We start from the raw sequence: 23,257 nt of genomic DNA on the forward strand, positions 1-23,257 counted from the left end.
CGGTCGGGGCCGACGGGGCGCCGCCGGAGCCGGCGGCCGCACCACCGCCGCCCTGCTGGGTCGCCCCCTCGGTCGGCTCCTCGGTCGGCGCCGGGGGCGGCTCGATCGCCTGGGAGGTGTCGACGCCCGCGAACGACGTACCGACGTAGAAGACGATCCGCGGCGAGGCGAGGACCGCGGCCTGCAGCGGGCCGGTCAGCGGCGCGGCCTGCTCGGGGAGCATCCCGAGCACGGTGAGGAGCTGGTTGCTGAGCCCGCCGTCCTTCTTCTTCAGCGTGGTCAGGTCGAAGTCGATGACCAGGCCCTGCATCGTCGTGGAGGCTGCGTCGCCGTCGACCTCGTAGACCGGCTGGGGCACGCTGATCGTGATGCCGAGCTGCTCGAGCAGCGCGGCGCCCTGGGCCGGGAGCCCGGGGATCGGCAGGGCGGTGCCGGCGGCCTGGTAGCCGTCGGAGCCGAACGTGAAGCGCTGACCGGCCACGACCAGGTCGCCGTAGGTCGCGACCCCCTTGCCCGTCCCCTTCTTGCCGTCGCTGCTGGCGTTGGCGACCGTCTTCACGCTCTCGATGGTCGCGAGGCCGCCCAGGATCGAGATGTCGTTGGCGCTCGAGCGGGCCTGGGCGAAGGCGTCGGTGCCGTTGTCGGTACGGGCGGTCGAGGAGAACCCGCCGATGTCGACCAGCGCGGCCAGCGGGTCGGGCAGGGCCGGCGCGGCGGCGGGGGCCTTGGCGTTGGTCCCGGCGGTGGTCCCGGCGGTGGTCCTGGCGGTGGTCCCGGCGTCGGAGCCGGTCAGGGCCGCGACCCCCGGCAGTGCGTCGTCGAGCGACGGCAGGCCGGGGAGCGCGGGCAGGCCCGGCAGCCCGGGCAGGCCGGGGAGCGGGCCGTCGGAGCCACCGGTCTCGTCGTCGTCCTTGGTCCGGGAGTCGGTCGAGACGCCGTTGTCGGCCCGGGCGGTGTCGTCACCGGCCTCGGCGCGCTGGATCATTCCGGGCACGGGCTCGTCGGCCTCGGCCTCGGGTCCGCTGGGGAAGCCCGCGTTGACCTGGACGGGATAGCCCTGCTCGCCGATCTGCGGGGGCAGCCCGAGCATGTCGGTGATGGTCTTGAAGCCCTCGCCGATCGAGGCGCCGGGCCAGAGGTAGGAGGCCCGCGCCTTGCTGCTGGCCGAGTCGGCCTGGACGCTGCTGAAGCCCACCGACACCTCGGCCTGCGGGACCGACGGGAGCGGGATCGTCGGCTCGTAGATCTCGATCTTGAGCGGGCTCGCCGAGCCGTTGCTGGCGTAGCCGGAGAACGCCGGCGCCTTCGGCTTGCCCTTCCCGTCGGCCGGGCCACCGACGGCCACGCCGGGCGAGGCGGCGAGCGAGAGGGTGGCGCCGACGACCGCGAGGGCCGCGAACCCACCCGCGACCCGCTTGAGCGCCGTACGCCGCCCCGCGAGCCGGTCGGCGGCCAGCGAGCGACCAGCACGTCCGGAGCGTGGGGCGGCGGGCAACCGGCCGTGGCTGTGGCGGTGCCTGTGGCTGTGGTCGTGGTGGCCGTTCATGCGGCCCCTCCCAGGATGACGTCGGACATGGTCTCGAGGACCTCGGCGGGTTCACCGGAGGCCACGATGCGGCCTCCGGACATGACGGCTGCGTAGTCGGAGACCCGGAGCGCGGTGCGGGCGAACTGCTCGATGCAGAGGATCGACACGCCGGACTCGGCGATCTGCGCGACGGTGTCGTAGAGCTCCTCGACGATCAGCGGCGCCAGCCCCATGGAGAGCTCGTCGAGCAGGAGCAGCGCCGGGTCGGAGGCCAGCGCCCGCGACATCGCCAGCATCTGCTGCTCGCCGCCCGACATCGTGCCGGCGAGCTGCTTGCGCCGCTCGAGCAGCCGCGGGAAGTAGGAGAACGCCGTCTCGAGGACGGCGGCCGCCGGGACGCCGGCGTAGGACATCAGCTGGAGGTTCTCCTCGACGGTCAGGTTGGGGAACACCGAGCGCCCCTCGGGCACGGTGCACAGCCCGATCCGCGCGAGGTCCTCGGGGGCGGCCCGGTGGACGTTGACGCCGGCGAGGTGGATGTCGCCGCCGGTGTGCTCCTTCTGGCCGGCGATGCACTGCACGAGCGTGGACTTGCCGGCGCCGTTGGGGCCGAGCAGCGCCATCACGGCGCCCTTGGGGACCGACAGGTTGACGCCGCGGAGCACCTCGATGCGGCCGTAGGCGGCGGTGAGGTCGCAGACCTCGAGGATCGGGACGCTCATGCCACCGGCTCCTTGTCGACGTCGACGTCGGAGTAGCCGAGGTAGGCCTTCTGCACCTTCGGATCGCTGCGGATCATCGACGGGTCACCGACGGCGATCACCTCGCCGAAGTCGAGCACCCGGATCGTGTCGCAGACGTTCATCACCAGGTCCATGTCGTGCTCGACCATGAGGATGCCCATCCCCTCGGCGGCGAGGTCCTCGAGGAGGTCGCCGAAGTCGTCGGTCTCGGTCTCGTCGAGGCCCGAGGACGGCTCGTCGAGCAGCAGCAGCTTGGGTGCCCCGGCCAGGCAGCGCGCCAGCTCGAGCAGCCGCGCCGTGCCGGTGGGGATCGCGTCGGCGCGGTCGTCGGCGTAGGACCGGATGCCGACGCGCTCGAGGAGCCCGTCGATGTCGGAGGCCGACGGCTTGATGATCCCCCGGAACCCGCGGTGGATGTCGAGCGCGACCCGCACGTTGTCGCGCACGCTCAGCGACCCGAAGGCCTCGAGGCGCTGGAACGTGCGGCCCATGCCCTGGCGGGAGCGCCGGTGGACGGGGGTGCGGGTGACCGTCCGGCCGTTGAAGCGCACCGCCCCCTTGGTCGGGCGCTGCAGGCCGCTGATCACGTTGAAGCAGGTGGTCTTGCCGGCACCGTTGGGGCCGATCAGGCCGGTGATCCGTCCCGCCTCGGCCTCGAACGACGCGTGGTTGACCGCGGTCACACCACCGAACTGGACGACGACGTCGTCAACCTCGAGCAGGGGCACCGTCGCTCACCACCTTTCCGAGCGGCACGCCGGTCGGCGCGGGTTCGTGGACGGCGGTCTCGTCGGCCCCGCCGTCAGTCCTGCCGTCGGTCAGGCCGTCGGCGGCCAGGCCGTCGGGCGTGGTGAGCTGGGGCAGCCCGGCCACGATCCGGGCTCTCAGCCGTCGTTCGAGGAACCGCCCGAACCGGAACAGGTAGTTGGACAGGCCGTTGGGGTCGCGCGCGGCGAGGACCGCACCGATGCCGATGACCATGAACATCAGCCCGCCGAGCTTGACGTCGCTGCCGAGGACGTTGACGGTCTCGGCCTGCAGCACGGGCAGCAGCATCAGGCCGACGCCGCCGAGGACGGCGCCGGTGACCGAGGTGATCCCGAAGACGACCGCGAGCAGCAGCAGCGGGAGGCTGTTGAAGAAGATGAAGTCGGCCTCCCCGGTGAGGCGGCGCAGGCCGGCGACGAGCGCCCCGGCCAGGCCGGCGATGCCGGCCGATGAGGCGAACAGGCCGACCCGGAACCAGCGCATGTCGAGCCCGAGCGTCCCGCAGGCGGCGGGGCTGTCGCGCATGGCGATGAGCATCCGGCCGACCACGCCGCGGCGTACGACGAGCACGCCCATCCCGATCGCCACCATGAAGGCGACCATCAGGAAGACGTAGGCCCCGGTGGACTCGAACCGGTAACCGAGGATCGACAGCCGCTCGACCTCGACCGCGCCGCCCGAGCCGAAGCCGAGGTCGGGGCTCTTGAAGACGACCTTCTCCATGATCACGGCGAAGGCGAGGGTCGCGAGGGCGAGGTAGAGGCCGGTGAGCCGCAGCACCGGCAGCGCGACCAGCGCGCCGACGCCGGCGGCGACGAGGGTGGCCATCACCAGGCCGGAGAGGTTGGGCTCGTCGAGCTTGGCGTAGGTGAGCGCGCCGACGCCGGCGAACGACAGCTGGGCCAGCGAGACGTGGCCGCCGTAGCCGGTGAGCAGGACGAGGGACAGCATCACGATCGCGTACGTCGCCGCGGTGCCGAGCTGCAGCAGCCGGACGTCGCTGGCCGTCGTGACGAAGAGCGCGGCGACGAGCAGCGTGGCGGCGCCGGCGATGCCCATGCGCGGGATCGACGGGACCGGCGCGGACACCATGCCCTTGACCTGGCCGATCCGCAGCTGGGCCTGGGGCGCCAGCACGATGACGGCGAACAGGAAGATCGGCACGATGGCCGGGCGGACGGTGGAGAGCAGCGGGCTGTCGGTCGAGTAGCCGATGGCCAGCGACTCGAAGACGCCGATGCCCATGGCGCCGGCGAAGGTCATCGGCAGGCTCTTGAGCCGCCCGACCATCGCGGCGGCGTAGGCGTTGACCACGAGGAGGGTGAGCCCGAAGTAGTCGAGGCCGACGACCGAGACCAGCAGGATCCCGGTCAGCGCGGCCAGGGACATGCCGATCATCCAGGCGAGGGCGGCCGCGTTGTCGGGCTTGCCACCGAAGAGGCGGAGCAGCTCGGGGTTGTCGACCGACGCGCGCATCGCCGTACCGATGCGGGTCTTGTTGAGCAGCAGGTAGAGCCCGACGGCGACGACGATCGAGGACAGGATGGTGATCAGCTGCAGCCCGGTGATCGACGTACCGGCGACCTGCCAGCCGGGGACGCCGTCCCCGTCGGCGAAGGTCAGCCAGAACGGCGGGACGAAGCGCGGGGCCTCGGGCTCGATGCGGTCCTCGGGCCAGTACTGCTGGGCGAAGCCGATCAGGCCGACGAACATGCCGACCGTGACGACGAGCGACACCCCGACGGGGGCGTTGCCGAGGCCGCGGGTGATGAGGCGCTGCATGATGAAGCCGATCAGCGGCGCGATGACGAACAGCACCAGGAACAGCGACAGCACGACGTTGAGGCCCTGGCGGATCGTGAGGTCCCAGAAGACGAACGAGAGCACCATGCCGAAGGCACCGTGAGCGATGTTGAAGACGCGCGTCGTGGTGTAGGTGAGGACCAGGCCGCTCGCCGCGATGGCGTAGGCCGCCCCGGTGAAGAGGCCCGGGATGAGGAAGGCGATGAACGTGTCCACGGTGCCCTCAGCTCGTCGCGGTCAGGCCGGTGCAGGAGTACTTCGAGCCGCCGGACGGCTTCCACGTGCCGCCGGACAGCGTGATGAACCGCCAGCACTCGCCGGTGCCCTTGGAGCCGACCGGCTGGGGCGCGTGCATGTCGTTGGCGGTCCAGTTGTCGACCTTGCGGACCTCGGCGACCAGCGACTCGCGAGTCAGCTTGCCGCCGAGCTGGGCGGCGAGCTCGACGAAGAGCCGGGCCGACGACCACGCGAAGACGCCGAAGAAGAGCGGCGGAGTGCCGGGCTTCACCTGTCCGAGCCAGGACTTGTAGAGGCCGATCTCCTTGTTGTTCTCCTCGAACGGCGCGAAGTTGGTGTAGATCGTCGTGCCGTCGACCGCACTGCCGCCCTGCTCGACGAACGCGGGGTTGTAGTCGGTGGGGTCGCGGAGATAGAGCTTGGGCGTGTAGCCCTGCTGCTGCATCGCCTGACGCATCCGGACCGAGAAGTTGTAGGCGGTGGTGAAGAAGACGACCTCGATCTTCTTCTCCTTGAGCGCCGAGACGTAGGACGCGTAGTTGAACTCGTCGGCCGCGATGCCCTGCACGATCGGGAAGTCGAGGCCGCGCTTCTTCATCGCGCGCACCTGGGCCTGGGCGTTCTCGGCCGCGGCGCCCTGGTTGGTGTAGAAGAACGCGGCCTTCTTGGCTCCGGCCGCGCCGACCGTCTTGACGACGAAGTCGGGGACGGCGTTCTCGAACTTGCTCGTGTTGACCGCCTGGACGCCGAAGCAGGTGGTGCAGTCGTTGCGCACCTGGGTCACCGCACCGCCTCGCAGGTCGGGCAGGCCGCAGCTCTGGGCGGTCTTGGCGCCGCCGGAGTCGAAGGCCGAGACCGACCCGACCATGGCGAAGACCTCCTTGCACGCCTTCGTGTACTGCTCCTGGTCGCCGCTCGCGTCGGTGCGGCTGTCGTAGTTGATGAGCTTGAGCTTGCGACCGCAGATGCCGTCGGGGACGGAGGCGTTGAAGTACGCCGTGAACGCGGTCGTCGCGTCCTGCGCCGTCGCGAACAGGCCGGGCACGGGGCCGGTGATGTCGCTGGAGTTGCCGATGACGATCTCTTTGTCGGTGATGCCGGTCTGGTTCTTCAGGCCCTCACAGCTCGCGCCGCTGGGCGCCTGGACCGCGGGCTCGGTCGGCGCGTCACCGGCCGGGGCGTCACCGCCGGTGCTTCCGGTGCCGGCGCCGCCGGCGCCGGTGTCGCCTCCGGTCGCCCCGCCGCTCCCGGCGTCACCGCCCGTCGTACCGGGGTCGGCGCCGGCGGCGGTGTCGCCCCCGTTGCCGGCGTCGGCTCCACCTGCTGCCGCGCCGCCGGCGTCGGCGGCGCCACCGCTGCCGCCGTTGGTGGCGGCCACGTCCTTCGGATCGAGGTTGGAGCCACACGCAGCCAGGGCCAGCACGAGGACACCGACAGCAGCCACCTGGGCGCGCGGTCGGTGGGTCGGCCGGGTGGCCGGGCGGGCACTACGGAGCGAGAACACAGAACCTCCGGGGGGCGTTGCCTGGGCAAAACTAGAACGTGTACTAGTTGTGCAACGAGGCCTCGGCCGGAAGGTGACGCGCGTCACCGGAAAGAATTGCTCGATTCCCGAGCACGACCCGGACGGGTGGTGTCAGATGCGTCTGCGGGCTGCTCACCGGGTCGGGTCGGCCCGGCCAACTCGTGCGATCGCACGAGTTGGTGCCCGGGTCGGGCTGGATTGGCCACCCAACTCGAGCGATCGAACGAGTTGGTGCCCGACGATGCCCGATCTGCCGCTCAACTCGTGCGATCGCACGAGTTAGACCCGGGTCAGGCTGGATCGGCCACCCAACTCGAGCGATCGAACGAGTTGGTGCCCGGGGATGCCCGGGGATGCCCGGGGATGCCCGATCCGCCACTCAACTCGAGCGATCGAACGAGTTGGGGCCGAGGCAGGCCGAACCCACCACCCAACTCGTGCGATCGCACGAGTTGGGGCGGTGGACGATCAGGTCAAGCGCGAGCCTGGCTGACGGCGTACAGGCAGACCGAGGCGGCGACGCCGGCATTGAGCGACTCGAGCGTGTTGGCCATCGGGATCGAGACCAGGTGGTCGCAGGTCTCGGAGACGAGGCGGGACAGGCCGTCGCCCTCGGCGCCGACGACGACGACCAGCGGGCCGCGGCTCAGCTCGGTGTCGGCGACGAGCTCGTTGAGGGTGAGGTCGCCGTCGGCGGCCAGGCCGACGACGCGACAACCCTCGTCCTGGTAGGCCTTGAGCTGGCGGACCAGGTTGACCGTCTGGGCGACGGGCAGGCGTGCGGCGGCGCCGGCGCTGGTCTTCCAGGCCGACGCGGTCATGCCAGCAGCGCGGCGCTCGGGGATGACCACGCCGTGAGCACCGAACCCGGCGGCGCTGCGGATGATCGCCCCGAGGTTGCGCGGGTCGGTGATCTGGTCGAGGACGACGATGAGCGGCTTCTCGGCGTTCTGGTCGGCCAGGTCGAGCAGGTCCTCGGGGTGGGCGTACTCGTAGGGCGGGATGCGGGCGGCGAGGCCCTGGTGGACGGCGCGGTCGGTGAGCCGGTCGAGCTCGCCCTTGCTGATCTCCATCAGCGCGATGCCCTTGTCCTGGGCGAGGCGGAACGCCTCACGCAGGCGGCTGTCGCGGTCGGCGCCCTCGGCGACGTAGAGCCCCGTGATCGGGACTCCCTCGCGGAGCGCCTCGACGACCGAGTTGCGCCCGGCGATCCACTCGGCGTCGGTGCCCTTGCGGCGCGGACCGCCCTTGGACGCCGAGCGCTTCTTGGCCTGGTCGACCTTGTGCGCCTTGTGGTACTCGCGCTCCTTGGCCGGAGGCGTGGGCCCGCGGCCCTCGAGGCCACGCTTGACGCGGCCGCCGGACCCGGCGGTCGGCTTCTTGGAGGTCTTGCGGACCGACCCCTTGCGTTGACTGTTCCCTGGCATCTACCTGGCTCCGTTGCTGAGTGTCCATCGTGGGCCGGCGGGCGTGTCTTCGACCTCGATGCCGGCTTCCTTGATCTGGTCGCGGATCGTGTCCGCGCGGGCGAAGTCCTTAGCGGCGCGCGCCTCGGCGCGCTGCTCGAGCAGGCCGGCGACGAGGGCGTCGACGGCGGCGGTGAGGGCGGCGTCGTCGCTGCCCGTCGTGCCCCAGGCGGGGTCGGCCGGGTCGAGGCCGAGCACGCCGAGCATCGCGCGCACCTGGGGGGCGAAGTGGGCCAGGGCCGCAGGGGCGTCGGAGCGGTTGGCCTCGCGCACGGTGTCGAAGAGGACCGCGACGGCGGCGGGGGTGCCGAGGTCGTCGTCCATCGCGGCGGCGAACGCGTCGGGCACCTCGCCGGCCTCACCGGGCCCGGCCTTGTCGAGGAACGTCTCGATGCGCCGGAAGCCGACGGCGGCCTCGTCGAGCGCCTCGAAGCTGAACTCGACGTGGGAGCGGTAGTGGGCGCTGACCATGTAGAAGCGCAGCTCGATGCCGCGCACGCGCTCGAGCACCTTGGGCACCTGCAGCGCGTTGCCGAGCGACTTGCTCATCTTTTCGCCGGCCGTGGTGATCCAGGCGTTGTGCATCCAGTACGACGCGAACGGGTGCCCGGCCGCGCGGGACTGGGCCTGCTCGTTCTCGTGGTGGGGGAAGCGCAGGTCGACGCCGCCGCCGTGGATGTCGAAGGCCGGGCCGAGGTACTTGCCGGCCATCGCCGAGCACTCGATGTGCCAGCCGGGGCGGCCGGGACCGTAGGGCGAGGGCCAGGCGGCGGTGTCGGGCTCGGACTCCTTCTTCCACCCCTTCCACAGGGCGAAGTCGCGCGGGTCGCGCTTGCCGCGCGGGTCGGCGTCCTCGGCCGCCTCCATGTCGTCGACCTTCTGCCCGGTGAGCTCGCCGTAGGACGGCCACGAGCGCACGTCGAAGTAGACGTCGCCCGACCCGTCCTCGGCGGCGTAGGCGTGGCCGCGGGTGACGAGGGTGTCGATGAGCTCGAGCATCTCGGGCACGTGGCCGGTCGCGCCGGGCTCGTAGGTCGGCGGGAGCACGTTGATGCTCGCGAGCGCCTCGGTGAGCTTGCCGTGCATCTCGTAGGCCAGGTTGAACCACGGTCGTCCCTGCTCGGCGGCCTTGGCCAGGATCTTGTCGTCGATGTCGGTGACGTTGCGGATGAAGCTGACCTGGTAGCCCTGGTGGGTCAGCCAGCGCCGCAGCACGTCGAAGTTGACCGCCGACCGGACGTGGCCGACGTGGGGCTCCGACTGCACCGTGAGACCGCAGACGTAGACGCCCGCCTTCCCCTCCTCGAGGGGTCGGAAGTCGCGCACCTCGCGCGTCGCGGTGTCGTAGAGCCGGAAGGTCACCGACCAAGTCTAGAGATCGCGGCTCCCGCTGGCCCATTTGCGCTGACCCGTCGTAGATCTACGACGGGTCGGCGTCGATCCTGTGACGGATGGGGCAGATGTGACGTACCGTCGGACAGTGCGCCTCCCCCTCGCTCGACTGTCCCTCAGTGCTGTCCTCGTGTCCTGTTACGTTGCCGCGGTGACCACCGGTACGGCGGAGACGGACGTCGCGACGACGGCGACCCCCGTGGCGGCGCAGGCCCGCCGGATCGACTACCACCAGTGGGACTCGACGGCCGAGCTCGCCGCGGGCCGCTCCTACGGCGTCACCGTGGCCAACGGCCGGGCCGCGTTCACGACCTCGGCCGCACGGCGCAAGGTCGGCCGGACGACCTACGAGACGGCCAAGTGGGAGTCGGGCTGGGTCTCCCCCGGCTTCGCGTTCACCCAGCTCGTGCCGTCGTGGTCGGCCGTCACGCCCGCCGACAGCTTCGTCGAGGTGCGGGTGCGCGGCCGCAACGCCGCCGGCACGCTCTCGTCCTGGGACCTCATGGGCCGCTGGGCCCTGTGGGACACCTACACCAAGCGCACCACCGACTCCGGCCAGGCCGACGACCTCGCCAGCGTCGACGTCGACACCTGGAAGGCCGCCGCCGGGCTGACCTCGTGGCAGGTCCGGGTCGTCCTGGGCCGCCGCGCCGGTACCACCGTGAGGCCCTCGTTCGACACCGTCGGCGCGGTCGCCTCCTCGCTGCCGACCACGGCGCCGGCCACCTCGGCGCCCGGGGTGGCGAGGGGCGTGGTGCTCGACGTCCCCCGCTACTCGCAGATGGTCCACCGGGGTCACTTCCCGCAGTGGGGCAACGGCGGTGAGGCCTGGTGCTCGCCGACCTCGACCTCGATGGTGCTCGGCTACTACGAGAAGCTGCCCCGCGCGGCGTCGTACAACTGGGTGCCGTCGGGCCACACCGACCCGTGGGTCGACTACGCCGCGCGGATGACCTACGACCACGACTACGACGGCACCGGCAACTGGCCGTTCAACACGGCCTACGCCGCCCCGCTGGCCGGCAAGGCCTTCGTCACCCGGCTCCGCGACCTGCGCGAGGCCGAGCGGTTCATCAAGGCCGGCATCCCGCTGGTGGCGTCGGTGACGTTCGGCTCCGGCGAGCTCGACGGCGCCCCGATCAGCTCGACCGCCGGCCACCTGCTGGTCATCGCCGGGTTCACCGACGACGGCGACGTCGTGGTCAACGACCCGGCGGCGAGCACCCGCGCCGGTGTGCGCCGCACCTACGACCGCGGCCAGTTCGAGCGGGCCTGGCTGCCGCGCTCGGGTGGCCTCGTCTACGTGATCCGCGACGCCGCCCACCCGCTGCCGAAGCGGTCTCCCGGCAACTGGTGAGGCCGCTGTCGGACACGGGCGCAGGTCGAGCAAGCGACGCGGGTGAGGAACGAAGCCGCGTCAGCGCGTCGAGACCATCGGCTCAGACGCCGTAGCCGCCGTCGACGTCGAGCTTCTGGCCGCTGACGAACCCGGCCCGGTCGGAGGCCAGGAAGCAGACGGCCTCGGCGACGTCGGCGGCCGAGCCGAAGCGCCGCAGCGGGATGTGGCCGCGGGTGATCTCGAGGTCGGCGTCGGACAGGTCGCCGGAGCCGATCAGCCGCTCGGCCATGCCGTCGGTGAGCATGCCGGGACCGACGGCGTTGAGGCGTACGCCGAACCGGCCCTCCTCCGCGGCGAGCGCGCGCACCATCGCCTCGACGGCGGCCTTGGGCGCCGAGGACAGCCCGTCGCGCACGGGGTAGCGCGCGGTCGCGGCCGTCGTCACCGCGACGACGGAGCCCCGTGCGGCGCGCAGGTGGGGCAGCGCGGCGTGCACCACGGCGAAGAACGCCGCCGCGTCGGCCGCCAGCTGCTCGGCCATCTGGCCCGGCGGGACGCGCGAGAGGTGCACCATCGGGACGTGCGGGCCGGCCGCGTGGACGAGGGTGTGGATCCCGCCGCCCTCGGCGGCGACCCGGTCGAGCACGGCGGGGACCGAGGCGAGGTCGCCGAGGTCGAGCCGGTACGCCGCCCCGTCGGCGGGTGCCTCGCGGCGGTAGGTCACCGCGACCTGGGAGCCCCGGGCGGCGAGCATCGCGGCGATCGGGGCGCCGAGCCCGCCGTTGCCGCCGACGACCAGCGCGACGCCGTCGCGGTCGGCGAAGTCGGCCGTCACGTCGCGGGTCACGTCGCGGTGAAGTCGACCGAGTGCCACCCGGTCGCACCGTCGGGGAGCACGTCGGCCCGCACGCTGGTCTGCACGTTGCCCTGGGCGTCGGTGGCCCGCACGGTGACGGTGTGGTCGCCGGCCTCGAGCTCGACGGTCGCCTTCCACTGCACCCAGGTGTCGGTGCTGGCGGCGCGGCCGAGGTCGGTGGAGGTCCAGGGACCGCCGTCGACCTGGATGTCGACCGCGGAGATGCCGGTGTGCTGGATCCAGGCGGTGCCGGCGACGACGACCTCGCCCGCCGACACCTCGTCGCCGCTGCTGGGGACCTCGACCTTGGACGCGATCTTGACCGGCCCGAGCTCGCCCCAGCCGCGCTGAGTCCAGTAGGCGTCGATCTGGTCGAAGGTCGTGACCTCCATGTCGACGACCCACTTGGTGCCGGAGACGTAGCCGTAGAGCCCCGGGATGATGGTGCGCACGGGGTAGCCGTGGTCGCGGGGCAGCGGCTCGCCGTTCATCGCGACGGCGAGCATCGCCTGGCGGCCGTCCATGATCTCGGTGAGCGGGGTGCCGCAGGTCCAGCCGTCGTCGGAGGTCTGCAGCACCGCGTCGGCGCCGTCCTGGATGCCGGCCTCCCGCAGGAGGGGCGCGAGCAGCGTGCCGCTCCACCAGGCGTTGCCGATGAGGTCGCCACCGACCTCGTTGGAGACGCAGTTGAGCGTGATCCAGGCCTCCACGCCGTCGCGGGCGATGAGGTCGTTGTAGTCGATGACGATCTCGCGGTCGACCATCCCGTGAATGCGCAGCGACCAGTCCTCGGCCAGGACGACGGGCCGCGAGAACGCGGTGTCGATCAGGTAGAACTCGTCGGCCGGCGTCATCCAGGGCTGGACGCCGTCGACGTCGACACGGACTCCGGAGGGCACGACCGGTGCGGTGACCGGGAGACGGAGGCTCTTCTGCTCCTCCTTCTGCTTGCGGACGTCGCCGCCGAGGACCCGTCCCGCGATGCCGGAGATGCCCGCGACACCGAACACGGCACCGACCACGACGAGGAAGTCCCGCCGGCGGCCGCGCCAGAGCTCGCCGAACACCTGCTGGTCGTCGAGCGCCTGCAGGCGGCCGAGCCGCTCGCCGAGCAGGGAGAGCGCGCCGACCATGGCGACGTACCCGACCGCGACCGGCACGAGCCGGGCGACCGTCGCGCCGTTGGTCGTGAGCACGGCGGCGCCGCCGAGGACCCCCACGGCGCCGTAGCCGGCGACCGCGACCCACCAGCGGTCGCGCGCCAGCCGGCCGATGAGCGCGAAGACGAGGACGAGGATCAGCAGGATCGCGGGGACCGTGATCTTCTTGCCGGAGTTCTCCCGGGCCCAGTTGACGATGCCGGCCGGCGAGTGGTCGCGGACGAAGTCGGCGACGGCGATGACGGCGCCGGGCTGGTTGAACCACTCGGTGAGCGCGTAGTTGACGGCCAAGCCGGTGAACCCGGCGAGCACGCCGGCGAACCACCACCCGACCGCGGACCTCTTCATGCCGCCATTCTCCCTCAGGCATGATCGCCGAGTGACTTCCGCGGACATGACGGACCCCTTACGCCCGCCGTACCCCCTGCCGCGGACCGGGATCGGCGTCGACGTGCACCGCTACGCCGACGGGGTGCCGATGCACCTGGCGGGGCTCTCGTTCCCCGACGAGGCGCAGGGGCTCGCGGGCCACTCCGACGCCGACGTCGCCGCGCACGCGGCCTGCGACGCGCTGCTCTCGGCCGCCGGGCTGGGCGACCTGGGCTCCAACTTCGGCACCGCCGAGCCCGAGTGGGCCGGCGCCTCGGGCGTCTCGCTGCTGGCCGAGACCGTACGGCGGGTGACGGCCGCGGGCTACGCCGTCAGCAACGTCGCCGTCCAGGTCATCGCCGAGCGCCCCCGCCTCGGCCCGCGCCGCGCCGAGGCCGAGGCCGTGCTCTCCGCCGCCGCCGGCGCACCCGTCACCGTCAGCGCGACGACCACCGACGGCCTCGGCCTCACCGGCCGCGGTGAGGGGGCCGCCGCCATCGCGACCGCCCTGATCGTCCCGGTACCTGCTGCGCCGCCGCGGTAGTCCCCAACGAACGGGATTCTTGAACGACTCCAGAATCCCGTTGGTGGGGGACCATCTCGGCTTCAGGCGGCCTGGGCCTTGCGCTGGCCGACGAGGACGACGCCGTCGACGACCTTGACGGCGTACGCCGGCACGGTGACGTGGGCGTCCTCGAGGCAGCGTCCGGTGCGCAGGTCGAAGGCGTGCTTGTGGGCCGGCGAGGCGACGAACGGGACGCCGTGGCGGACCCCGACGATGCCGCGGGCGATCATCGAGGCCTTGGCGAACGGGTCGTGGTTGCCGAGGGCGTAGACGGTGTCGTCGGCCGCGCGGAAGATCGCCACCGACTGCCCGTGGACCAGCGCCGCCACCCCACGCTCGACCTCGAGGTCGGCCATCTTGCACACGGGGTGCCACTCCTCGCGGGAGGGCGAGCGCGGCGTCATGTCAGGGAACGTAGATCGGCGCTCGGCACGCCCACGTTTCACTGTGTTACAGCCATGAAAATGATCCGGCGGAGCCGGCTGGCAGACTCGCCGGGTGCCCGCCGCCGTCGTCGTCCTCGCCGCCGGGGCCGGGACCCGGGTCGGCGCCGAGGTCAACAAGGTCCTGCTGCCGCTCGGCGGCGTTCCCCTCCTCGCCCGCTCCGTGCTGACCGCGCTGGCCGTCCCTGACGTCGTACGGGTGGTCGTCGTCGTGCGCGACGGCGAGCAGGAGGCGGTGGCCGCGGCGCTCGGCCCGCACCTCGGGGCGGCCGAGGTCGCCCTGGTCGCCGGGGGCGTGACGCGCCACGACTCGGAGTGGGCGGCCCTGCGGGTGCTCCGCGACGACATCCGTTCCGGCGCGGTCGACGTGGTCGCGATCCACGACGGCGCGCGGCCCCTGGCGTCGCCGGCGCTGTTCGAGGCGGTGCTGGCGGCGGCCCGCGAGCACGGCGGCGCGATCCCGGTCGTGGCGGCACCGACGCTGCTGGGACCCGGCGGCGTCGTCGCGGGGCTGGGCGCCGTGCAGACGCCGCAGGCCTTCGCCGCCGAGCCGTTGCTGGCGGCGTACGCCGCGGCGGAGGCGGGCGGGTTCTCGGGGACCGACACGGCGGCCTGCCTGGAGCGCTACGCGCCCGACGTACGGATCGCGGCCGTGCCGAGCAGCGTGCTCAACCTCAAGGTGACCTGGCCCGGCGACCTAGCCGTCGCGGAGGCTCTCCAGGAGCCGCACGTCGTCGGGCCCTGAGACACGGGCCGCGGTCGGGGGCGCCTCGACGGTGACGACCTCGTGGGACGCGCGCAGGGCGGCCACGAGCTCGGTCAGGTCGTGGGTGGGCAGCGCGTCGAGCGTGGCGACCACCGCGCCCGGGAGCACGACCGGCGAGCAGACGAGGAGCAGGGTCTCGCGGTCGACCGTCGCGCCGACGTAGCCGCCGGCGACCTGCTTGACGGTGTCGGTGACCGGTCGTACGCCGACCACGACGGCCCCCGTGGCCGCGCTCCGCTCGACGCAGGCCGCGATGAAGTCGGGCGGGGTGAGCGGGCAGAGGCTGTCGTGGAGGACGAAGGGCTCGGCCGCCTCGACCAGCGCACTCCACGGGACGGTCTGGTCGACGATGGTCACGCCGGCCTCGCCGAGCGCCCAGGCCGCCGCGGCAGCGAGCGCCTCGCCGTGGACGAGCAGGAACGGCAGCGAGCCGCGGTCGTCGGTGAGCACGGTGCCGAGGGCACCGGCGGGCTCGTCGTCCCAGAAGTCGTCCATCAGCGCTGAACGTAGCGCCCACCACGGACGCACGACAGCCCCGGCCGGTGGCCGGGGCTGTCGAGTGAGGCTGGGTGGATCGGTGGTTCAGGTGGAGCTCAGGACGCGAGGACCTCGTCGAGGATGGTCTCGGCCTTGTCCTCGTTGGTGTGCTCGGCCAGGGCCAGCTCGGAGACGAGGATCTGGCGCGCCTTGGCCAGCATCCGCTTCTCGCCGGCGGACAGGCCACGGTCACGCTCGCGGCGCCACAGGTCACGGACGACCTCGGACACCTTCATGACGTCGCCGGAGTGGAGCTTCTCGAGGTTGGCCTTGTAGCGGCGCGACCAGTTGGTCGGCTCCTCGACGTGCTCGGCACGGAGGACGTCGAACACACGGTCGAGGCCCTCCTTGTCGACGACGTCGCGGACACCCACGAGGTCGAGGTTGCAGGCAGGCACGCGGACGACCAGGTCTTGCTGGGCGACGATCCGGAGTACGAGGTACTCGCGGTCCTCTCCCTTGATCGTGCGCATCTCGATGTCCTCGATGATGGCGGCCCCGTGATTGGGATAGACGACCGTTTCGCCGACGGTGAAAGTCATATGTGATGAACCCCTTCCTAGGCTTCCATCCTAGCACGCCTCAGGGAGCTCTCAGGCGGCGTTTGTGCAGGTCAGAGGCCTGAGCGGGCTCTTGGAACATCTTGACAGAAGCCCCAACGTGTGGTGGCGAGGGCTTCTCGGGGGTGGCGCGAGCCCTTCGCGGGGCGGGTGGTCGATACTGCTCGACATGGCGAAGCTGCAGCGCTGGAAGCGGCGCGACCCTGCCGTCGAGGGACCGGTCGACGGGCCGGTCGAGGGGCCGGTCGACGAGCTGGTCCACGACCCGGCCGACGAGTCCGTCGGCGACCCGGACGTGGTGGCGGACGACACCGTGGTCGGGGTCGAGCCCGAGGTCGAGCCGGTCGCCGACGAGGCCGACGTACTCGCGACCGAGCCGCCGGCCCGCCGTACGTCGCGGCTGCGGCTGTCGGTCGCCGACGCCACCCCGGTGCTGCTGCTGCAGGCGGCCCACCCGCGCCAGGCGCTGGTCACGGGGGCGGGGCTCGGCGTCGCCGCACTGGCCTCCGACCGGCCGCTGCGCGAGGCCGCCGTGGTCGCCGCGACGGGCCTGGTCGGCCAGGCGATCCTGGGCTGGCACAACGACATCGTCGACCGCGAGACCGACGCCCGCCACCGCACGCCCCGCAAGCCGGTGGCCGACGGCCGGCTCGACCCGGGGAGCGCGTGGTTCGCGCTGGTCGTGGCGGTGCTGCTGGTCATCCCGCTGTCGATCTCGACCGGGGTGACCGCCGGTACCTACTTCCTGGCCTCGCTCGCGGTGGGGCTGCTGGGCAACGTCGCGCTGCGACGCGGCCGGTTCTCTTTCCTGTCGTGGGCGGGGCAGTACGCCCTGTTCGCGGCGTACCTCTCCTTCGGCGGCTGGGGCGGTGGCGCCGACGGCGACCCGCCCGAGGTCGCGATGGTCGTGCTGTTCGCCCTGCTCGGGGTGGGGGTGCACTTCCTCCGCGCGATCTGGGGCCTGGTGGCCGACGACGCCGACAAGTGGACCTACCTGCCCCTGGCGCTCGGGCGGCGGTTGGGTGCGTCGCGGCTGCTGCTGGTGTCGGCAACCTACACCGGCCTCGTGCTGGCGGCGATCGTGGTCGTCGGCGGGACGATCGGGCTGCGCCAGTGACGCGCGGCGACACTGGGGGCATGCTCCAGTGGTCGGGGTGTGCCGGGCCACCACTAGGCTGGGGCACGCTCGTGCCCGTCCCGTTCCCTGCGAAGGTCTCTTCATGCTGATGCGGCCCCTCCGGTCCCGCCGTCTGACTCTCCTCGCCGCGGGGGCGCTGGTCGCCACCCCGCTGCTCGGCGGCTGTGGCTTCGACTATGCGACCGACCGGGTCAACACGATCAGCAACGGCGCCAACGACCGCGAGGGGTCGGTCGACGTGCTCGGCGCGGTGATCATCGCGGGCCAGGACAACCTCGGGCTGTTCGTCGCCACGCTGGTCAATAACGACCTCGACGAGCCCGCCTCGCTGCAGGGCCTCGAGCAGACCGACCAGGTCACGCAGGGCGCCGACACGCAGCCCGTCGAGATCGCGGCGGGCGGTCGCGAGAGCCTGTTCCAGACCGGCGGCATCGACGTCGCGGGCGAGTTCGGCGCGGGTGACTTCGTGCCCGTCACGCTGACCTTCGACACCGGCCAGACCACGACGGTCAACGTCAACGTCGTGACGCCGTGCCGGCAGTACTCCCTCGACAAGCTGACCGAGCTGACCCTCCCCGAGCCGCAGCTCGACCCCGGCACCGGCACCGAGGCGCCCGAGGAGGCCGCGTCCGAGGCCGCGTCCGAGGCCACCAACGAGCTCGAGAGCACCTCCGAGGACGCCGAGTCCGAGGCCGACGGCGAGCCCGGCAAGTACTCGTGCGAGCCGGCGTCCCCGGTCGAGCACGGCGAGCCCGGCGAGGAGGGTGCCGGCCAGGAGGCCGACACCGAGGCCTCGGAGCCGGCCGAATGACCGCCACGCTGATCCTCCTCCGCCACGGCGAGAGCGAGTGGAACGCCCTCAACCTGTTCACCGGCTGGGTCGACGTCGACCTCACCGACACGGGCCGTGCCGAGGCCGTGCGAGGCGGCCGCCTGCTGGCCGAGGCCGGCTTGCTCCCCGACGTCGTCCACACCTCGCTGCAGCGCCGGGCGATCACCACCGCCCACCTCTCCCTCAACGCCTGCGACCGGCACTGGATCCCCGTCCGCCGCTCGTGGCGCCTCAACGAGCGCCACTACGGCGCCCTGCAGGGCAAGGACAAGAAGGAGACCCTCGCCGAGTTCGGCGAGGATCAGTTCATGCTGTGGCGCCGCTCCTTCGACGTCCCCCCGCCCCCGCTCGACGACTCGTCGGAGTACTCCCAGGCCGGCCTCCCGCAGTACGCCGACCTCGGCGACGAGCTCCCCCGCAGCGAGTGCCTCAAGGACGTCATCGTCCGGCTGCTCCCCTACTGGGAGTCCGACGTCGTCGCCGACCTCCGCGCCGGCCACACCGTCCTCGTCGCCGCCCACGGCAACAGCCTCCGCGCCATCGTCAAGCACCTCGACGGCATCAGCGACGACGACATCAGCCAGCTCAATATCCCCACGGGCATGCCCCTGCTCTACGAGCTCGACGACGACCTCGTCCCGGTCACGCCGGGTGGTCGCTACCTCGACCCCGAGGCCGCTGCCGCGGCCGCAGCTGCTGTGGCGAACCAGGGTCGCTGAGCTCGTTCGTCCCGGGTCGGGCTGGGGTACCAACTCGTTCGATCGCACGAGTTGACGGCCGTGGCGGTGCTGATTCGGTGCTCAACTCGTTCGATCGCACGAGTTGACGGGCGTGGCGGTGTTGATGCGGTGCTCAACTCGTGCGATCGCACGAGTTGGTGACGCGACCTGGGCTGACCCGCACCGAACTCGTTCGATCGCACGAGTTGACGGCCGAACCAGTGCCGAATGACGCTCAACCCGTGCGATCGCACGAGTTGGTGCCGCGACCTTGCCGACCGACGCCCAACCCGTTCGATCGCACGAGTTGACGGGCCGAACCGGTGCCGACCAATGCCCAACTCGTGCGATCGCACGAGTTGGTGCCGCGAGACCGTCAGGCGCCGAAGTACTCCTGCCAACGGTCGTCGATCTCCGGCACGTCGGACATCCCGCGCTCGACGAGCTGCCGGCGTACGCGCTGCAGCGTCTTCTCCGGGGTCCGGTAGATGCCACGGGCGGTGACGACGATGATGCGGTATCCCTCGTCGTCGAACTCCTCGCGGCGCTCGAGGTCCTTCTCCCTGTTGTCGGGCTCGGCGTGGTGGAGGCCGTCGTACTCGACGATGAGCTTGATGCCGGGATAACAGAGGTCGAACCGCCGTCGCCAGGTGCCGTCGTCGTTGTAGATCTTGTAGTTGACGACCGGCTCGGGGAGCCCCGCGAGCACGATGAGCATCCGCAGCCTCGTCTCCATGGGCGAGTCGACGCCCTTGCGGACGAAGCAGGCCGCGATGAGTGCGAGGTTGGCGTAGTAGTCGGTGCTCTTCTGGCACGCCGCGACAAGCGCTGCAGGCTCGATGCGGTACTTCTTCACGAGGGCGTCGCCGAGGACGACGAGGTCGACGAGCCCAAGCAGTCCGGCGCAGTCGATGAAGGTGGCGACCGGATCGGTCGTCCGGATGCCGTCGACCTCGATGACGGGTTGCTTCCGGTCGGTCACGTGGGCTTTGATCTGCGGCCTGAACCTGCGGTCCTTGTGCTTGGTCACGGTCACGTGCACGAACGGCGGGTCAGGAACCGGCAGCCCCAACACGATGGCCGCCGACACGAAGCTGGCGTAGGCCGCGGACGGGTGGATCAGGAGCGCTGCCCGGATGAGGGTGAGGGCGTTGACGGTCGCCTTCCGGGACCACACCCACGGAAGCACCCGGACGTACTCCGGGGGGCGCAGCATGCTGGCGTCGAGGCCGACGGCCTTGAGGGTCGCTCGGGTGAACGGTCGATCGAGGTCGACCTTGTCGGGGGTGGATTCCTCGCTCATAGCGGGACACCATGCCCTCGTTCGGCGAAGCCCGCTGCGGTCATCCACAGGCCCCGACAAGCAGCCCGGGACGCCTGGTCCCCAACTCGTTCGATCGCACGAGTTGGTCGTTCGATCAGACCCGAAACGCGCCCAACTCGTGCGATCGCTCGAGTTGGGTGACGGTCAGGGCCCCGACCAACTCGTGCGATCGCTCGAGTTGGTGACCGGGGCCGCGCCAGTCCGCGGACCCGGACCCGCGACCTAGGTCGAACTCAGTTGCCCGACACCGCGTGCGGGCTCTCACCCGTGACCACGAAGACCACCCGGTTGGCGACCGACACGGCGTGGTCGGCGATGCGCTCGTAGTAGCGACCGAGCAGCGCGATGTCGACAGCGGCCTCGACGCCGTGGGCCCAGTCGTCGGCGAGCAGCTCGGCGAAGCTGTTGCGGCGCAGCTGGTCCATCTCCTCGTCGTCACGGCCGAGGATGATCGCGGCCTCGACGTCGCGGGAGGTGATGATGTCGGCGACGCGGCGGACCATGTCCTCGGCGACGGCGGCCATCCGCGACATCGTCGGGCGGGCGGCGTCGGGGACGGCGATCTCGGGCACGCGGAGGCGGGCGATCTTGGCGACGTGGACGGAGAGGTCGCCCATCCGCTCGAGCTCGCTGACCATCCGCAGCGCGGCGACGACGGTGCGCAGGTCACCGGCGACCGGCGCCTGGAGCGACAGCAGCTCGAAGGCTGCGTCCTCGACGCGCTCGCGGGCGCGGTCGATGTCGATGTCGGCGCTGATCACCTCCTCGGCGGTGACGACGTCGCCGTTCATCAGGGCCTTGGTCGCGCGGCCGACGGCCACCTCGACCTGGCGGCAGATGGCGGCGAGGTCGTCGAAGACGGACTGGAGCTGGTCGTGGAACTGATCGCGCATGTCGCAACCGTAGGTGGGGTCGCGGACCGGTCCGGGCGCATCCGGTGAACGGCGGATGAACAGAGGGAAGTCACAACGCACGCCGGCAAACGGACGGCACCCACCGCCGTACGATCAACACGTGGATCCGACGACCCAGGCGTTCCTCGCCGCGGTGATCGGCGCCGTCGTCGCCGGAGGCGCCGTCCTGGCGTGGCACATCAGCGACCGGCAGCAGCACGAGCCCGTCGGCAGCGACGACCAGGCCGTGCCGCCCGCCGTCGCGGCCGTGCTGTCGGTCCTGCGCAGCAGCGCGGTCATCGTCGACGACTCCGACGTCGTGCTCAAGGCCTCGGCACCGGCCTACGCCATGGGTCTCGTCCGCGGCACGTCGCTGGTGACGCCGGAGCTGGCGTCGCTGGTCTGCGAGGTGCGCCGCGACGGCCAGATCCGCGAGACCGAGCTGGTGATGCCGCGCGAGCAGGCACCCGCCCGGCACGTCACGGTCCGCGTCGCTCCCCTGGGCTCGCGGCTCGTGCTCGCGCTGGTCGAGGACCGCACCCGCGAGCGCCGGGTCGAGTCCGTACGACGCGACTTCGTCGCCAACGTCAGCCACGAGCTCAAGACCCCGGTGGGCGCCATCCGGCTGCTCGCCGAGGCCGTGCACGAGGCGTCCGACGACCCCGAGGCGGTCCGGCGGTTCTCCGACCGGATGCTCCTCGAGAGCGACCGGCTGACCGTGCTCGTGCAGCAGGTCATCGAGCTCTCCCGCCTGCAGGGCGACGAGCCGCTCGACTCGCCGCTGCCGATGTCGCTCGACGAGGTCATCGGCCTGGCCGTCGACACCAGCGCGATCGACGCCGCGGCCAAGGGCATCTCGGTCGTCTCCGGCGGCGAGCGCGGACTCAAGGTCCTCGGCAACGAGGAGCAGGTCACCACGGCCGTCGCCAACCTCGTCGCCAACGCCGTCCACTACTCCGAGCCCGACTCGACCGTGCTGGTCACCAGCCGCGTCGAGGACGCGTTCGTCGCCATCAGCGTCGTCGACCAGGGGATCGGCATCCCCCGGGTCGAGATCGACCGGATCTTCGAGCGCTTCTACCGCGTCGACCCGGCGCGCCACCGCTCTACCGGCGGCACCGGTCTGGGCCTCTCGATCGTCAAGCACGTCGCCGCCACCCACGGCGGCGAGGTGACCGTGTGGTCCGTCGAGGGCCAGGGGTCGACGTTCACGCTCACCCTCCCGCGTGCCGAGGCGCACGCGTCCATCGCTGACTCAGGCGAGGCGCAGTCGGCGTCCGCCCCCACCCTGAAGGACCGAACATGACCCGCGTACTCGTCGTCGAGGACGAAGAGAGCTACAGCGAGGCACTCGCCTACATGCTGCGCAAGGAGGGCTTCGAGGTCGCCATCGCGGCCGACGGCAACTCCGCCCTCACCGAGTTCGACCGCAACGGCGCCGACATCGTGCTGCTCGACCTGATGCTTCCCGGCCTGCCCGGCACCGAGGTCTGCCGCACCATCCGCCAGACCTCCAACGTCCCCGTGATCATGGTCAGCGCCAAGGACGACGAGGTCGACAAGGTCGTCGGGCTCGAGCTCGGCGCCGACGACTACGTCACCAAGCCCTACTCCCCGCGCGAGCTCGTCGCCCGCATCCGGGCGGTCCTGCGCCGCGGCCAGGACCCCGACCTGCTGCCCGACACCCTCGAGGCTGGCCCGGTCCGCATGGACGTCGAGCGCCACGTCGTCACCGTCGACGGCCACGAGCAGCGGCTGCCGCTCAAGGAGTTCGAGCTCCTCGAGATGTTCCTGCGCAACCCCGGCCGGGTCCTCACCCGCGGCCAGCTCATCGACCGCGTCTGGGGCTCCGACTACGTCGGCGACACCAAGACTCTCGACGTCCACGTCAAGCGCCTGCGCGCCAAGCTCGAGCCCGACCCGGGCGAGCCCAAGTACCTCGTCACCGTCCGCGGCCTCGGCTACAAGCTCGACCTGTGAGCTCCTAGACCCGACGACCGAGCCGCGCCAGCAGCCGGTCGAGCGTCGGCGCGTCGTCGGCGACCTCGATCGCCGTGCCGTACGCCGTGTTGCCCGGCCGGGTGACCTCGAGCCCGGCCCGCAGCCGGTCGGTCGCCCCGACGAGCGGCTCGAGGTCGACGTCGTACGACGCCGCGCGGCCCAGCGGTCGGCCCAGCGCGACCCCGAGGTCCCAGCCGTGCGCCACCGCCTCGAGGGCCCGGATCTCGGCGACGACCTCCGGCTCGACCGGGCCCAGCGGCGACGGCACCAGCGCGCCGGCCGGGACCGCGGCC

The 23,257-nt window shown here is 71.8% G+C and carries 22 protein-coding genes and 1 pseudogene; 8 read left to right on the plus strand and 15 right to left on the minus strand.

All coding sequences use genetic code 11. The annotated features are described in order from the left end of the window. The 7 genes from Q7T52_RS03490 to cysS all read right to left on the minus strand — a co-directional run. On the minus strand, positions 1-1,546 hold a 1,546-nt coding region (locus Q7T52_RS03490; RefSeq protein WP_304799437.1), incomplete at its 3' end, for a choice-of-anchor P family protein. Next, a complete protein-coding gene (locus tag Q7T52_RS03495) occupies positions 1,543-2,250 on the minus strand; it encodes an ABC transporter ATP-binding protein (protein ID WP_304799439.1) in 708 nt (235 codons plus the stop codon). The genes Q7T52_RS03490 and Q7T52_RS03495, both read right to left, overlap by 4 nt. After that, positions 2,247-2,999 (minus strand): ABC transporter ATP-binding protein, encoded by a 753-nt coding sequence (locus Q7T52_RS03500; protein ID WP_304799441.1) that lies wholly within the window; start codon positions 2,997-2,999, stop codon positions 2,247-2,249. The genes Q7T52_RS03495 and Q7T52_RS03500 overlap by 4 nt, the downstream gene beginning before the upstream one ends. Next, entirely contained in the window at positions 2,980-5,058 is a 2,079-nt protein-coding gene (locus tag Q7T52_RS03505) for an ABC transporter permease (RefSeq protein ID WP_304799443.1), read from the minus strand. The genes Q7T52_RS03500 and Q7T52_RS03505 overlap by 20 nt, the downstream gene beginning before the upstream one ends. 7 nt (positions 5,059-5,065) lie before the next feature. Further along, positions 5,066-6,523 carry an ABC transporter substrate-binding protein gene (locus tag Q7T52_RS03510; RefSeq protein WP_304799445.1) on the minus strand — a complete coding sequence of 486 codons (1,458 nt, stop codon included), beginning with the start codon at positions 6,521-6,523 and terminating at the stop codon, positions 5,066-5,068. A gap of 554 nt (positions 6,524-7,077) precedes the next feature. After that, positions 7,078-8,031 (minus strand): 23S rRNA (guanosine(2251)-2'-O)-methyltransferase RlmB, encoded by a 954-nt coding sequence (rlmB, locus tag Q7T52_RS03515; protein ID WP_304799447.1) that lies wholly within the window; start codon positions 8,029-8,031, stop codon positions 7,078-7,080. After that, positions 8,032-9,432, minus strand: coding sequence for a cysteine--tRNA ligase (gene cysS / locus Q7T52_RS03520; RefSeq protein ID WP_304799449.1), 1,401 nt, complete (start codon positions 9,430-9,432; stop codon positions 8,032-8,034). Positions 9,433-9,613: 181 nt separating this feature from the next. Here cysS and Q7T52_RS03525 point away from each other — a divergent pair, with 181 nt between their 5' ends. Further along, the gene (locus Q7T52_RS03525; RefSeq protein ID WP_304799450.1) at positions 9,614-10,819 is read left to right on the plus strand and encodes a C39 family peptidase; all 1,206 of its coding nucleotides are present in this window, start codon (positions 9,614-9,616) and stop codon (positions 10,817-10,819) included. 82 nt (positions 10,820-10,901) lie between these two features. Here Q7T52_RS03525 and Q7T52_RS03530 read toward each other — a convergent pair whose 3' ends face one another. Together Q7T52_RS03530 and Q7T52_RS03535 are read right to left on the minus strand one after the other, a co-directional pair. Further along, a complete protein-coding gene (locus Q7T52_RS03530; RefSeq protein ID WP_304799452.1) occupies positions 10,902-11,648 on the minus strand; it encodes an SDR family NAD(P)-dependent oxidoreductase in 747 nt (248 codons plus the stop codon). Then, complete coding sequence (locus tag Q7T52_RS03535) at positions 11,645-13,165, minus strand: molybdopterin-dependent oxidoreductase (RefSeq protein ID WP_304799454.1); 1,521 nt, start codon at positions 13,163-13,165, stop codon at positions 11,645-11,647. Before Q7T52_RS03535 ends, Q7T52_RS03530 begins: the two co-directional genes overlap by 4 nt. A 46-nt stretch (positions 13,166-13,211) precedes the next feature. Between Q7T52_RS03535 and ispF the strand changes: the two genes are divergently transcribed. Further along, positions 13,212-13,730, plus strand: coding sequence for a 2-C-methyl-D-erythritol 2,4-cyclodiphosphate synthase (gene ispF / locus Q7T52_RS03540; RefSeq protein ID WP_304799456.1), 519 nt, complete (start codon positions 13,212-13,214; stop codon positions 13,728-13,730). A 62-nt stretch (positions 13,731-13,792) separates the two neighbouring features. Here the strand turns inward: ispF and nirD are convergent, their stop codons facing one another. Further along, positions 13,793-14,155, minus strand: coding sequence for a nitrite reductase small subunit NirD (gene nirD / locus Q7T52_RS03545; RefSeq protein WP_304799458.1), 363 nt, complete (start codon positions 14,153-14,155; stop codon positions 13,793-13,795). 94 nt (positions 14,156-14,249) lie between these two features. Between nirD and Q7T52_RS03550 the strand changes: the two genes are divergently transcribed. Beyond that, positions 14,250-14,939: a 2-C-methyl-D-erythritol 4-phosphate cytidylyltransferase gene (locus Q7T52_RS03550; RefSeq protein WP_304799459.1), complete on the plus strand. Its 690-nt coding sequence runs from the start codon at positions 14,250-14,252 to the stop codon at positions 14,937-14,939. Here the strand turns inward: Q7T52_RS03550 and Q7T52_RS03555 are convergent. Both Q7T52_RS03555 and Q7T52_RS03560 read right to left on the minus strand, forming a co-directional pair. Further along, positions 14,892-15,455, minus strand: coding sequence for a 2-C-methyl-D-erythritol 4-phosphate cytidylyltransferase (locus Q7T52_RS03555; protein ID WP_304799461.1), 564 nt, complete (start codon positions 15,453-15,455; stop codon positions 14,892-14,894). The two genes, Q7T52_RS03550 and Q7T52_RS03555, sit on opposite strands and share 48 nt — an antisense overlap. A 98-nt stretch (positions 15,456-15,553) precedes the next feature. Continuing rightward, positions 15,554-16,039, minus strand: coding sequence for a CarD family transcriptional regulator (locus tag Q7T52_RS03560; RefSeq protein ID WP_304799463.1), 486 nt, complete (start codon positions 16,037-16,039; stop codon positions 15,554-15,556). 187 nt (positions 16,040-16,226) lie between these two features. Between Q7T52_RS03560 and Q7T52_RS03565 the strand changes: the two genes are divergently transcribed. The 3 genes from Q7T52_RS03565 (at position 16,227) to Q7T52_RS03575 (ending at position 18,746) form a co-directional block, all read left to right on the plus strand. Next, positions 16,227-17,174 (plus strand): UbiA family prenyltransferase, encoded by a 948-nt coding sequence (locus Q7T52_RS03565; RefSeq protein WP_304799465.1) that lies wholly within the window; start codon positions 16,227-16,229, stop codon positions 17,172-17,174. 103 nt (positions 17,175-17,277) lie between these two features. Then, positions 17,278-18,006: a hypothetical protein gene (locus Q7T52_RS03570; RefSeq protein WP_304799467.1), complete on the plus strand. Its 729-nt coding sequence runs from the start codon at positions 17,278-17,280 to the stop codon at positions 18,004-18,006. After that, a complete protein-coding gene (locus Q7T52_RS03575) occupies positions 18,003-18,746 on the plus strand; it encodes a phosphoglyceromutase (RefSeq protein ID WP_304799469.1) in 744 nt (247 codons plus the stop codon). Before Q7T52_RS03570 ends, Q7T52_RS03575 begins: the two co-directional genes overlap by 4 nt. A gap of 376 nt (positions 18,747-19,122) precedes the next feature. Here the strand turns inward: Q7T52_RS03575 and Q7T52_RS03580 are convergent, their stop codons facing one another. Both Q7T52_RS03580 and phoU read right to left on the minus strand, forming a co-directional pair. Beyond that, positions 19,123-20,049 (minus strand): endonuclease domain-containing protein, encoded by a 927-nt coding sequence (locus Q7T52_RS03580; RefSeq protein ID WP_304799470.1) that lies wholly within the window; start codon positions 20,047-20,049, stop codon positions 19,123-19,125. 254 nt (positions 20,050-20,303) lie between these two features. After that, positions 20,304-20,963 (minus strand): phosphate signaling complex protein PhoU, encoded by a 660-nt coding sequence (gene phoU / locus Q7T52_RS03585; RefSeq protein WP_304799472.1) that lies wholly within the window; start codon positions 20,961-20,963, stop codon positions 20,304-20,306. 121 nt (positions 20,964-21,084) lie between these two features. Here phoU and Q7T52_RS03590 point away from each other — a divergent pair, with 121 nt between their 5' ends. Together Q7T52_RS03590 and Q7T52_RS03595 are read left to right on the plus strand one after the other, a co-directional pair. Then, positions 21,085-22,269, plus strand: coding sequence for a cell wall metabolism sensor histidine kinase WalK (locus Q7T52_RS03590; RefSeq protein ID WP_304799474.1), 1,185 nt, complete (start codon positions 21,085-21,087; stop codon positions 22,267-22,269). Further along, on the plus strand, positions 22,266-22,943 hold the full coding sequence (locus tag Q7T52_RS03595; RefSeq protein ID WP_304799476.1) for a response regulator transcription factor: 678 nt from the start codon (positions 22,266-22,268) through the stop codon (positions 22,941-22,943). Before Q7T52_RS03590 ends, Q7T52_RS03595 begins: the two co-directional genes overlap by 4 nt. Before the next feature lie 4 nt (positions 22,944-22,947). Here the strand turns inward: Q7T52_RS03595 and Q7T52_RS03600 are convergent. After that, positions 22,948-23,257, minus strand: a pseudogene (locus Q7T52_RS03600) (hypothetical protein); the annotation flags it as partial.

Origin of the sequence: Nocardioides sp., assembly GCF_030655615.1 — a bacterium.
In the GTDB taxonomy this organism is placed as follows: Bacteria; Actinomycetota; Actinomycetes; order Propionibacteriales; family Nocardioidaceae; genus Nocardioides.